We start from the raw sequence: 11,440 nt of genomic DNA, 5'->3' as shown, positions 1-11,440 counted from the left end.
GGTCACGGCGATCGCCAGCGGGCGCCAGCCGGCGGTACTCACGCGGCTGGCCGAGGGCGAGCGGCTGGGCACCCTGCTGCTGCCGGAGCAGGCGCCGATGGCGGCGCGCAAGCGCTGGCTGGCGGGGCAGCTGCAGGTGCGCAGTAGCCTGGTCCTGGACGCCGGCGCGGTGAAGGTGCTCAAGGGTAGCGGCTCCAGCCTGCTGGCGGTGGGGGTGACGGCGGTCAGCGGTCAGTTTCGCCGTGGCGACATGGTGCTCTGTGTCGACGACCAGGGGCATCGCGTGGCCAAGGGGCTGGTCAACTATGGCGCCGACGAGGCGCGCCTGCTGGTCGGCAAGCCCAGCCACCAGATCGAGGCCATCCTCGGCTACATGGAGGCGCCGGAGCTGATCCACCGCGACAACCTGGTGGTGCTCTAGCACTCTCGCCAGGGCTATCGCAGGAACTATGGCAAGCACGGGGCGTGTGTGATAGGATACGCCATCCTCTCAGACACGGCCCCTAAGCGACTGCGTTTAACGGCGCAGACGGCAACATGGCTAGGCCGGCGGGGATTTTTTATTTCCCTGTTGGATCATACAGTTATCAAGTGTCGCCCGCAGATGGCGACCACAACTTTCTCCAAGGAGACAGTCAGTGGCGAACAGCAAGCAAGCCCGCAAGCGTGCCCGTCAGGCGGAAGGCCGTCGTGTCCTGAAGGCGAGCCAGCGCAGCATGGTCCGCACCTACATCAAGCGCGTCATCCATGCCATCAACGGTGGTGACCACGCTCAGGCCATGGACGCCTTCAAGCAGGCGCAGCCGGTCATCGACCGCATCGCCGACAAGGACGTGCTTTCCAAGCGCAAGGCCGCGCGCCTGAAGAGCCGCCTTAACAAGCGCATCAAGGCCCTCGCGGCGTAAGCCGGTCGAGCGCCAGCAGAAAAACCGGCTGCGGCCGGTTTTTTTGATTCCTGAAGGTGCCGACGATTCCCTGTGGGAGCGCAATTCATTGCGCGAATGGCGCCGGCAGGCGCCCGGCGGTGGAGCCTGAGCTGCCGGGGAGGCGTTTGACCCCCCCTTCGCGATCTGAAGTCGGAGCGCCGAACCGTCGCTCCCCTCGGAGCACGGCTCAGGTGAGGAGGTAGACGTGACGGATCGCGAGCAGTCGCCACAGGACCCGTTGGACGAGAATGACAAGGCGGTGGCGCCCAAGTCCGGCGGCCTGATGCGCTCCGGCCTGGTGGTCAGCGTGATGACGATGCTCTCGCGGGTGATGGGGTTAGCGCGCGACGTGGTGATCGCCACCCTGTTCGGTGCCGGCAACGGGGCAGACGCCTTCTTCGTGGCCTTCAAGATCCCCAACTTCCTGCGCCGCCTGTTCGCCGAGGGCGCCTTCAACCAGGCCTTCGTGCCGGTGCTCTCGGAGGTCGCCACCCGGGGCAGCAAGCGTGAGGTGAGGGAACTGCTCGATGCAGTGGCCGGTAGCCTCGCGGCGGTGCTGGCGCTGATCACGGCGCTGGCCATGCTGGCCTCGCCCTGGCTGGTGTGGGCCTTCGCGCCCGGTTTCGGCCGCGATCCGGAGAAGCTGGCGCTGACCGCCGACATGCTGCGGCTGACCTTCCCCTATCTGCTGCTGATCTCGCTCACTGCCTTTGCCGGCAGCACGCTCAACACCTGGAACCGCTTCGCCGTGCCGGCCTTTACCCCGGTGCTGCTCAACCTGTCGCTGATCGGCGCGGCGGTCCTGCTCACGCCGCTGTTCGAGGAGCCGGCCATGGCGCTGGCCTGGGGCGTGCTGATCGCCGGCGGTGCCCAGCTGGCGTTCCAGGTGCCGTTCCTGGCACGGCTGGGACTGCTGCCGCGGCCCTGGCCCGACTTCGCCCACAGCGGCGTGCGGCGCATCCTGCGTCTGATGGTGCCGGCGCTGTTCGGTGTCTCGGTCTCGCAGATCAATCTGCTGCTCGACACCGTGCTGGCCTCGCTGCTGGCGGCGGGCAGCGTCTCCTGGCTCTACTACTCGGATCGCCTGGTGGAGCTGCCGCTGGGGGTGTTCGGCATTGCCATCGGCACGGTGATCCTGCCGGCGCTCTCCAGGCGCCATGCCGAGCAGTCCGGCGAGCACTTCGCCGCCATGCTCGACTGGGCGATCCGTACCGTGCTGCTGCTCGGCCTGCCTGCGGCGCTGGCCCTGGCCGTGCTGGCCGAGCCGCTGCTGATCTCGCTGTTCCACTATGGCGCCATGACCGAGCACGATATCGCCATGGCGGCCATGAGCCTCAGAGCTTACGCCTTCGGCCTGGTGGCCTTCATGCTGATCAAGGTGCTGGCGCCGGGCTTCTTCGCCCGCCAGGACACCGCCACGCCGGTGAAGGTGGGCATCATCGCCATGGTCGCCAACATGGTCTTCAACTTGATCCTGATCTGGCCCCTGGCCCACGCCGGCCTGGCGCTGGCCACGGCGCTCTCGGCCTTTCTCAATGCCGGTCTGCTGGGCTGGCTGCTGCACCGGGAGGGCGTGCTGGTCTTCCAGCCCGGTTGGGGGCGCTACGGCGTGCAGCTGCTCGGCGGTTGCGCGGTGCTTGGCATGGGGCTGGCCTGGCTGGTTCCCGAGTGGGAAGCGTGGCTCGACTGGAGCGTCTGGACCCGTGCCGGCTGGCTGGCGGTGCTGGTCTCGGCCGGGGTGGCGGTCTACTTCGCCTGGCTGGCGGCCTTCGGGGTGCGACTTCGCCACTTTCGAATGAAAAGTTGAAGTGAGCGGATGAAGGGGTAGACAAAGACCAAGCCGCGCCGGCTGTCAAGGGGCCCCAGGTCCGTTATAATCGTTAACTTTATTTCCCAGCGTGATGACGCCCATGCGAGTGATTCGAGGACTCCACAACCTGCGTGACGAGGATCGCGGCTGCGTGGCCACCATCGGCAACTTCGATGGCGTGCACCGCGGGCACCGGGCGATCCTCGATCAGTGCCGCGAGCAGGCCGCCCGGCTCGGCCTGCCGGTGACCGTGGTGGTCTTCGAACCCCAGCCGCGTGAGTTCTTTGCCGGCGACCAGGCCCCACCGCGGCTGACCCGGCTACGTGACAAGGTGGCGCTGCTCGGCGAGTGCGGCGTCGACCGCATCCTCTGCCTGCCCTTCAATGATGTCCTGCGCAGCCTGACCGCGCTGGCGTTCATCGAGCGGGTGCTGGTGGCGGGGCTGGGCGTGCGCCACCTGGTGGTCGGTGACGACTTCCGCTTCGGCTGCGACCGTCGCGGAGACTTCCACCTGCTCACCGAAGTGGGCGAGACACGCGGCTTCGGCGTCGAGCACACCCGCACCTTCACCGTCGACGATGAGCGGGTCTCCAGCAGCCGGGTGCGTACCCTGCTGGCCAGCGGCAACTTCGCCGCCGCGGCGCGCCTGCTGGGTCGCCCGTATCGGCTGGGTGGCCGGGTGGTGCCCGACCGGCAGTTGGGCCGGACCATCGGCATGCCCACCGCCAACTTGCCGCAGCCGGCCCTGTCGCTGGCCCTGCAGGGCGTCTATGCGGTGCTCACCGAGCTCCCTGACGGGCGCTGCCTGCCCGGCGTGGCCAACATCGGCTGGCGCCCCACGGTGGGCAGCGACCGGCCGGTCCTCGAGGTGCACCTGTTCGACTTCGATGGCGACCTCTACGGCGAACGCCTGACGGTGTTCCCCTGCGCCAAGCTGCGCGGCGAGGTGAGGTTCGCCCACTTCGACGCGCTCAAGACGCAGATACGCGCCGACCAGGCACGCGCCCGGGCCTACTTTCTAGAGCACCCCGCTGCCGGTGCCTGCTTTCCAGCGCACTCCGCTGCCAGTGCCTATTTCGCGACACACCCCGTCACGGCGGATTCCGCAGGCGACGGCTGCGACGATTCTCTTCCTCTGGCATCGGCGCCGCTGGCGCGCGAGGCCGTGACTTCCGATTCCTCGGCGGGTGCCCCCGCCGACCACGACGACGGCTGACCCCCAGGATATGAGCGACTACAAGCACACTCTGAACCTGCCAGAAACCGACTTCCCCATGCGCGGCATGCTCCCGAAAAAGGAGCCCGCGCGGGTGGCGCAGTGGAAGGAGATGGACCTCTACCATCGCCTGCGCGAGGCGCGTCGGGGCAGGGAACTGTTCGTGCTGCACGACGGCCCTCCCTACGCCAACGGCAGCATCCACATCGGTCACGCCGTCAACAAGATCCTCAAGGACATCATCGTCAAGTCGAAAAACCTGGCCGGCTTCGACGCTCCCTACGTGCCCGGCTGGGACTGCCATGGCCTGCCCATCGAGCACAAGGTGGAGACCACCCACGGCAAGCACCTCGAGCCGGCGCGTGCCCGAGAGCTGTGCCGCGACTACGCCGCCGAGCAGATCCAGGGGCAGCTCACTGACTTCGTGCGCCTGGGCGTGATCGGTGACTGGGACAACCCCTATCGCTCCATGGACTACGCCAACGAGGCCGGCGAGATCCGCGCGCTGGCCGACATGGTCGAGGCGGGCTATGTCTTCAAGGGCCTGAAGCCTGTCAACTGGTGCTTCGACTGCGGCTCGGCGCTGGCCGAGGCCGAGGTGGAGTACGCCGACAAGAAGTCCGACGCCATCGACGTGGCCTTCCCGGTGGAGGATGCCGACAAGCTGGCTGCCGCCTTCGGCCTGAAGGCCCTCGCCAGGCCCGCCGCCGTCGTCATCTGGACCACCACGCCCTGGACCATCCCGGCCAACCAGGCGCTGAACATGCATCCGGACTTCACCTATGCCCTGGTGGACACCGGCGAGCGGCTGCTGGTGCTGGCCGAGGAGCTGGTGGAATCCTGTCTGGAGCGTTTCGGGCTTTCCGGCGAGGTAGTCGCCACCGCCAAGGGCGAGGCCTTCGACGGCATCCGCTTCCGCCACCCCTTCTATAATCGCCTGTCGCCGGTCTACCTGGCCGACTACGTGGAGTCCGAGGTGGGCAGCACCGGCATCGTCCATTCGGCCCCGGCCTACGGCGTTGACGACTTCGTCACCTGCCGCGCCCACGGCATGACCTTCGACGAGATCGAGAGCCCGGTGCAGGGCAACGGCGTCTACGTCGATGACCTGCCGTTCTTCGGCGGCCAGATGATCTGGAAAGCCAACCCGCAGATCGTCGCCAAGCTCGAGGAGGTGGGGGCGCTGCTGGCCCACAAGGTGATCACCCACAGCTACATGCACTGCTGGCGCCACAAGAGCCCGGTGATCTACCGCGCCACCGCCCAGTGGTTCGTGGGCATGGACCTGGCCGGCAGGGACGGCAGGACCCTGCGCGAACGCGCCCTCGAGGGCATCGAGGCCACCACCTTTACCCCGGCCTGGGGCAAGGCGCGCCTGCACAGCATGATCGCCAACCGCCCGGACTGGTGCATCTCTCGCCAGCGCAACTGGGGGGTGCCGATTCCCTTCTTCCTGCACAAGGCCACCGGCGAGCTGCACCCGCGCACCGTGTCACTGATGGAGGCGGCCGCCCAGCGCGTGGAGCTGGAGGGCATCGACGCCTGGTTCCGCCTGGACCCGGCCGAGCTGCTGGGCGAGGAGGCTGCCGACTACGACAAGGTCACCGACACCCTGGACGTCTGGTTCGATTCCGGCACCACCCATCGCCACGTGCTGCGCGGGTCCCACCCCCACGGCCACGAGCAGGGGCCCATCGCCGATCTCTACCTGGAGGGCTCCGACCAGCACCGCGGCTGGTTCCACTCCTCCTTGCTGACCGGCTGTGCCATCGACGGCCACCCCCCCTACCGGGGCCTGCTGACCCACGGCTTCACCGTGGATGCCCAGGGCCGCAAGATGTCCAAGTCGGTAGGCAACGTGGTGGCCCCCCAGGAGGTCATGGACAAGCTGGGCGCCGACATCCTGCGCCTGTGGGTCGCCTCTACCGACTACGGCGGCGAGATGGCGGTCTCCGACGAGATCCTCAAGCGCACGGCGGACGTCTACCGGCGCATCCGCAACACCGCGCGCTTCCTGCTGGCCAACCTCAACGGCTTCGAGCCGAGCCGTGATGCCCTGGCCTTCGATGACATGCTGGCCCTGGACCAGTGGGTGGTCGACCGCGCCGCCCAGCTGCAGGCGCGTATCGAGACGGCCTACGAGGAGTACCGCTTCCTCGATGTCTACCAGCAGGTTCACGGCTTCTGTGCCCGGGAGCTGGGTGGCTTCTACCTGGACGTGATCAAGGATCGCCAGTACACCACCCAGGCCGACTCCGTGGCGCGCCGCAGCGCCCAGACCGCGCTCTACCACGTGGTGGAGGCGCTGGTGCGCTGGGTGGCGCCGATCCTCTCGTTCACGGCCGAGGAGATCTTCGAGAACATCCCGGGCAAGCGCGGTGACAGCGTGCTGCTCGCCGAGTACTACACGGGGCTCGGGACGCTCGCCGATGATGCCGTCATGGGCCGCGACTTCTGGGAGCAGGTGCTCGAGGTCAAGCAGGCCGTGAACAAGTGCCTGGAAGACGCGCGCAACGCCAAGACCATCAAGGGCAGCCTGGCCGCCGAGGTCACCCTCTACGTGGACGACGCCCTGCAGGCCACCCTCGCCAAGCTGGGCGAGGAGCTGCGCTTCGTGATGCTGACCAGCGAGGTGACGCTCAAGCCGCTCGGCGAGGCCAGGGAGGCCGAGGCCACCGAGCTCGAGGGCCTGAAGGTGGCCGTGGTCGAGAGCCCCAACAACAAGTGCGAGCGCTGCTGGCACCACCGCGAGGATGTGGGCACTCACCCGGGGCATCCGGACCTATGCGGGCGCTGCATCGGTAACCTGCCGGACGGCCCCGGCGAGACGCGGCAGTTTGCTTGAGGGCCTGCATGAGGAAATGTCGATGTCCGAAGGACGCGAGGCGCGCATGAGCGATAGCCAGACCGAGCAGCACGAGACCGCGCCCATGCACCGCCCCCTGCGCTGGCTGTGGCTGGCGCTGGCGGTGATCGCGCTGGACCTGGCGACCAAGTATGCCGCCAGTGCGATGCTCGAGTATGCCCGCCCGGTGGCGGTGCTGCCGTTCTTCAACCTGACGCTGCTGCACAACACCGGCGCCGCCTTCAGCTTCCTGGCCGGCCATCCCGGCTGGCAGCGCTGGTTCTTCGCCGCCATCGCGGTAGGGGCGAGCATCGGCCTGACGCTCTGGATGCGCCGCCTCAAACGTGACGAGACGCTGCTGGCCGTGTCGCTGGCGCTGGTTATCGGCGGGGCGCTCGGCAACCTCTATGACCGGCTGGTGCACGGCTACGTGGTGGACTTTCTCTCCTTCCATGTGGCCGGCTGGTACTACCCGGCGTTCAACGTGGCAGACATTGGCATCACCCTGGGGGCCGTCGGTCTGATCTGGGAGTCGCTGTTTGCCGAGCGGCGACGAGCCCGCCGTGGGAGCCGATGAATAACACCACCGTGCCGGCTCTGTAGGAGCGCAATTTATTGCGCGAAAGGCGCCGAAGGCGCCCCGGCGGTGTTGCCCAACTCCCGCCACCGAACTGAAATCCTATTTACCGAGTCCTAAACTCCATGACCGACCAGAACAGCCCCCAGCACCGCATCGACGAGGGCATGGAAGTGACCCTGCACTTCACCCTCAGCCTGGAAGACGGCACCGTGGTGGATTCCACCCGCGACAAACAGCCGGCCACCTTCCAGGTGGGCGACGGCAACCTGCCACCCGGTTTCGAGCACCCCCTCAAGGGGCTGGTAAGCGGCGACACCGGCAGCTTCGAGATCACTCCCGAGCACGCCTTTGGCCAGCACAACCCGCAGAACATCCAGCTGCTCAAGCGCGATGACTTCGAGAATGAAGAGCCGGAAGTGGGCATGGTGATGTCCTTCGCCGATGCCGCCGGGGGCGAGCTGCCCGGGGTGATCAAGCACATTGAGGGCGAGCAGGTGGAAGTGGACTTCAACCACCCGCTGGCGGGGCGTACCCTGACCTTCGAGGTGGAAGTGCTGGACGTGAAGCCCGCCACGACTCACTGACCAACGTGGGAGCGCTGCTTGCAGCGCGATAGCGGTGTCTTTCGGTGCGGATCACGGTAGTTGCAGGAGTGTTCGGTCTGGCGCTCCGGCTTGAAGGCCCCTTTGGGGTCAGACCCCGGCTGAAGGTATCATCGCTGGAGTAGTGCACCATACTGGGCCTGATGGCTTGGCCGGGGTCTGACCCCAAGAGGCCGGTCCACCACGGCGCCCTAATTTGTTATCGATGCAAGAGCATCAAGGCAAGGCAACCATGCAAATCAAGCTGGCCAACCCGCGCGGCTTCTGTGCCGGCGTCGACCGCGCCATCGATATCGTCAACAGTGCGCTGGACGCGTTCGGCCCGCCGGTCTACGTGCGCCACGAGGTGGTCCATAACCGCTTCGTGGTCGATAGTCTGCGCGAGCGGGGGGCCGTCTTCGTCGAGGAGCTCCATGAGGTGCCCGACGACGTCATCGTGATCTTCTCGGCCCATGGGGTGTCGCGTGCCGTGCAGGAGGAAGCCGAACGCCGGGGCCTCAAGGTGTTCGACGCCACCTGCCCGCTGGTCACCAAGGTGCACCTGGAAGTGCTGCGTTACGCCCGCCATGGGCAGGAGTGCATCCTGATCGGCCACGACGGCCACCCCGAGGTGGAGGGCACCATGGGGCGCTACGACACCTCCCGTGGCGGGCAGATCTACCTGGTCGAGGATGAACGGGATGTGGCCAGGCTCGAGGTGAAGGATCCGAGCACACTCGCCTTCGTCACCCAGACCACCCTCTCCATGGATGACACCGCCACGGTGATCGATGCCCTGCGCGCCAAGTTTCCGGATATCCAGGGCCCGCGCAAGGACGACATCTGCTACGCCACCCAGAACCGCCAGGACGCCGTGCGCGAACTGGCGGATGGCGCCGACCTGGTGCTGGTGGTGGGGAGCCCCAACAGCTCCAATTCCAACCGCCTGCGCGAGCTCTCCGAGCGGGTCGGCACCCCGGCCTACCTCGTCGACAGCGCCGAGCAAGTCGATCCGTCGTGGCTGGACGGAGCCAGCGTCATCGGTATTACCGCCGGTGCCAGCGCCCCTGAAGTGCTGGTAAAGGGCGTGATCGAGCGGCTGCGGTCCTTGGGGGCCACGGCCCCCGAGGAGCTTGCCGGCCGTGAGGAGACCATTACCTTCTCCATGCCCCGCGAGTTGCGCGATCGGGTGATCGCCAGCGAATAGCGAGCCCAGAGCCGAGACGAGAACGCCGCCGTCATGGCCATGACCGCGGCGTATTACCAGAGAGGCCGTAGGCCCGGTAAGTGCCAGCGCACCGGGCGTAAGGATGGCAGCTGTTGATCTGGTGGGAGGCTCGGCCCGGCGCCCCGGCCTGCAGCGCGATCCATCGTGCAGCGATGGTGCCGCTGCAGGGGGCTCCAGGTGTAACCTCGCCTCCTCCGAACCCCCAGTCGGCCTCGGGTGCACTTGGCCCTAGCCGTCAAGCCCAGCACGTAAGCGGCCGCTCTCTCCTGGCGGCATGGCATTATTGGGCTCGCACCCTATCGGAGCGCCACGACTTGATACATACTGAAAAAATGCCTTGATTCTCAGGGAGACGCACGGCGTGATCCACAAGTGCACAGGATCCAGGCCCCAGGGCCTCTCAGGCAGTACCCGGCGCAGCGCCGGTTTCACGCTGATCGAGCTGATGATTGCGGTCACCATCATCAGCATTCTGGCGGCAATTGCGATTCCAAGCTACCAGGGCTATGTGGAGCGTTCGCTGAGATCGGATGCTCATGCTGGGCTGAATGTTGCGGCGGGTGAGCTGGAGCGATGTTATACTAAGCATTATTCTTATTCTTCGGATAACTGTAGTATTACTTCATCATCACCAGATGGAAATTACTCTATTACATATTCAGAAGATGGTTCGGTTGGATACATAATCAGCGCATCTACCACTCGTGATGATGGCTGCTCTGGCGATATTACACTCAATGGTCAGGGTGTCAGAGGGCCGTCGGAATCATGTTGGTGATGCCATGAGGGAAAATGGTTTTACGCTCATCGAGCTTCTGGTAACGATTGCGGTTGCTGTCATTCTGGCTACCGTGGCGGTACCGGGCTTTCAGCGCATGATGGACGTCAATCGAGTCGCTGCTGACCACAACGAAATATTGTCGGGCCTTCACTACGCCAGAAGTGAGGCAATAAAGCGCCGTGAGAAGGTGACTTTCGACGTGACCGCCACTTCACCTTGGTCCTACCAGGTGACGGTGGATGGCATGTCTGATGCCGTTCGTGTTCGTCGCGGTCGTGATGGCGTGACGTCAGTGAATGACGCAGACTTCGACGTTATTTTCGATGCGTTGGGAAAGCCCGCCAAGAAAGATGAAGCCGGTAATACAACATCCTGCGCTTCAGGCTGTAGTCTTACCCTGATTCACCCCCGCGCGGGCGATCGGCTTATCGAGGTAAATTCCATGGGCCGTGTCAAGGGAGGCGCTGCATCATGACATTCAGGCCCTCAAGTCAGCGCGGCTTTACGCTGATCGAAGCGCTGATCGCCTTGCTGGTGCTCTCTATCGGCCTGCTGGGCGTGGCGGCCATGCAGCTCAAGGCGCTACAAGGAGCCCATGTGGCATACCAGCGTTCCATTGCTTCCCTGGCGGCGCAGGATTTACAGGAACGTCTCTGGGCAAAAATGGCTGAAGCCGATGATTTGACGTGTCCTACAAGCACCGATGTAACTACCATTGAAAGTGCATGGCATGACGGTTGGGTAGCGTACCTTCCTGCACTTGATAGTGCTCCTGTTGGCACGGTGGTTGATTGTGAATTTCCCATTACTGTTTCTTGGGATGAAGGCCGGTTCTCCGGAGAAGGTTCTCCAGAATTTACCTATACCGTCAGGCTGCCAGAGGAGTGATGATGAAGCATAATGCTGGCTTCTCACTTGTCGAGCTGATGATTGCTATGGTGATCGGCCTGATCATCATGCTGGGTGCCGGGCAGCTTTTTCTTACGGTTTTTCAGACCAATCGCCAGGTCGAGACGCTTGGCGAAAAGCAGGCTGCTGTGAACTTTGCTGTTGAGACGTTGCTCCGTGATATACGCCGAGCCGACTGGGATAGTGATGATACGGCATGGGATGAGGATGCTGCTGTCCTTAGTCTCGATGTCAAGAATCAGGGCGATGTTTCCTCTGGCTGTGATCCTGGTGAAAATGTTGTTAAGAATTATAAATTGAGCTCAAGCGGTGTCTTTTCAGTAGAGATGGACAAGTGCGATGGCGTTGACCTGGGGGGTGGCTACCAAGAATTAGTTAGTGGGTTCTTAGCCCCAGATGAAGTTACGCCGGGGCCGGGGTTTGAGGTGGATGATAATGAATGGAATAATGGCTTATTGGAGGTCATTTTTCGCCTGGTTCCAACCGATGAAGATGCCACTCCAGATACCTTGGTCTTTCATGCTGTCAATCGAACAACCGCCGTAAACAAATGATTTGATATGG

12 protein-coding genes are annotated in these 11,440 nt (G+C 64.7%); all 12 read left to right on the top strand.

Annotated features, from left to right (window positions below; genetic code table 11):
- The coding region (locus RI841_RS10070) for a PUA domain-containing protein (RefSeq protein ID WP_310705470.1) at positions 1 to 421 on the top strand (421 nt) is incomplete at its 5' end.
- A gap of 217 nt (positions 422 to 638) precedes the next feature.
- On the top strand, positions 639 to 905 hold the full coding sequence (gene rpsT / locus RI841_RS10065) for a 30S ribosomal protein S20 (RefSeq protein WP_310705469.1): 267 nt from the start codon (positions 639 to 641) through the stop codon (positions 903 to 905).
- A gap of 304 nt (positions 906 to 1,209) precedes the next feature.
- Positions 1,210 to 2,733: a murein biosynthesis integral membrane protein MurJ gene (murJ, locus tag RI841_RS10060; protein ID WP_310705472.1), complete on the top strand. Its 1,524-nt coding sequence runs from the start codon at positions 1,210 to 1,212 to the stop codon at positions 2,731 to 2,733.
- A gap of 103 nt (positions 2,734 to 2,836) precedes the next feature.
- Positions 2,837 to 3,952, top strand: a complete 1,116-nt coding sequence (gene ribF / locus RI841_RS10055; protein ID WP_310705468.1) for a bifunctional riboflavin kinase/FAD synthetase — start codon at positions 2,837 to 2,839, stop codon at positions 3,950 to 3,952.
- Positions 3,953 to 3,962: 10 nt separating this feature from the next.
- A complete protein-coding gene (gene ileS, locus RI841_RS10050) occupies positions 3,963 to 6,797 on the top strand; it encodes an isoleucine--tRNA ligase (RefSeq protein WP_310705467.1) in 2,835 nt (944 codons plus the stop codon).
- Between the two features lie 46 nt (positions 6,798 to 6,843).
- Positions 6,844 to 7,374, top strand: a complete 531-nt coding sequence (gene lspA / locus RI841_RS10045; RefSeq protein ID WP_310705471.1) for a signal peptidase II — start codon at positions 6,844 to 6,846, stop codon at positions 7,372 to 7,374.
- A 125-nt stretch (positions 7,375 to 7,499) separates the two neighbouring features.
- Positions 7,500 to 7,961 (top strand): FKBP-type peptidyl-prolyl cis-trans isomerase, encoded by a 462-nt coding sequence (gene fkpB / locus RI841_RS10040; RefSeq protein WP_310705466.1) that lies wholly within the window; start codon positions 7,500 to 7,502, stop codon positions 7,959 to 7,961.
- Positions 7,962 to 8,211: 250 nt separating this feature from the next.
- A complete protein-coding gene (gene ispH / locus RI841_RS10035; RefSeq protein ID WP_310705465.1) occupies positions 8,212 to 9,165 on the top strand; it encodes a 4-hydroxy-3-methylbut-2-enyl diphosphate reductase in 954 nt (317 codons plus the stop codon).
- A 382-nt stretch (positions 9,166 to 9,547) separates the two neighbouring features.
- Positions 9,548 to 9,964 carry a type IV pilin protein gene (locus RI841_RS10030; RefSeq protein ID WP_310705464.1) on the top strand — a complete coding sequence of 139 codons (417 nt, stop codon included), beginning with the start codon at positions 9,548 to 9,550 and terminating at the stop codon, positions 9,962 to 9,964.
- Positions 9,965 to 9,968: 4 nt separating this feature from the next.
- On the top strand, positions 9,969 to 10,442 hold the full coding sequence (locus tag RI841_RS10025) for a GspH/FimT family pseudopilin (RefSeq protein WP_310705463.1): 474 nt from the start codon (positions 9,969 to 9,971) through the stop codon (positions 10,440 to 10,442).
- Positions 10,439 to 10,855: a type IV pilus modification protein PilV gene (pilV, locus tag RI841_RS10020; RefSeq protein ID WP_310705462.1), complete on the top strand. Its 417-nt coding sequence runs from the start codon at positions 10,439 to 10,441 to the stop codon at positions 10,853 to 10,855. Before RI841_RS10025 ends, pilV begins: the two co-directional genes overlap by 4 nt.
- 2 nt (positions 10,856 to 10,857) lie before the next feature.
- On the top strand, positions 10,858 to 11,430 hold the full coding sequence (locus RI841_RS10015; RefSeq protein ID WP_310705461.1) for a prepilin-type N-terminal cleavage/methylation domain-containing protein: 573 nt from the start codon (positions 10,858 to 10,860) through the stop codon (positions 11,428 to 11,430).
- Positions 11,431 to 11,440 lie beyond the last annotated feature (10 nt).

Source organism: Halomonas sp., assembly GCF_031581305.1.
Taxonomy (GTDB): domain Bacteria; phylum Pseudomonadota; class Gammaproteobacteria; order Pseudomonadales; family Halomonadaceae; genus Halomonas.
The sequence above is the reverse complement of the archived record's forward strand: the minus strand, read 5'-3'. Positions and strand labels throughout refer to the sequence as shown.

Coding starts and splice junctions, on each gene's coding strand:
- murJ (WP_310705472.1), top strand. CDS start 1,210: ATGCGCTCCGGCCTGGTGGTCAGCGTGATGACGATGCTCTCGCGGGTG.
- fkpB (WP_310705466.1), top strand. CDS start 7,500: ATGACCGACCAGAACAGCCCCCAGCACCGCATCGACGAGGGCATGGAA.
- RI841_RS10015 (WP_310705461.1), top strand. CDS start 10,858: ATGAAGCATAATGCTGGCTTCTCACTTGTCGAGCTGATGATTGCTATG.
- RI841_RS10025 (WP_310705463.1), top strand. CDS start 9,969: ATGAGGGAAAATGGTTTTACGCTCATCGAGCTTCTGGTAACGATTGCG.
- pilV (WP_310705462.1), top strand. CDS start 10,439: ATGACATTCAGGCCCTCAAGTCAGCGCGGCTTTACGCTGATCGAAGCG.
- lspA (WP_310705471.1), top strand. CDS start 6,844: ATGAGCGATAGCCAGACCGAGCAGCACGAGACCGCGCCCATGCACCGC.
- ileS (WP_310705467.1), top strand. CDS start 3,963: ATGAGCGACTACAAGCACACTCTGAACCTGCCAGAAACCGACTTCCCC.
- ispH (WP_310705465.1), top strand. CDS start 8,212: ATGCAAATCAAGCTGGCCAACCCGCGCGGCTTCTGTGCCGGCGTCGAC.
- ribF (WP_310705468.1), top strand. CDS start 2,837: ATGCGAGTGATTCGAGGACTCCACAACCTGCGTGACGAGGATCGCGGC.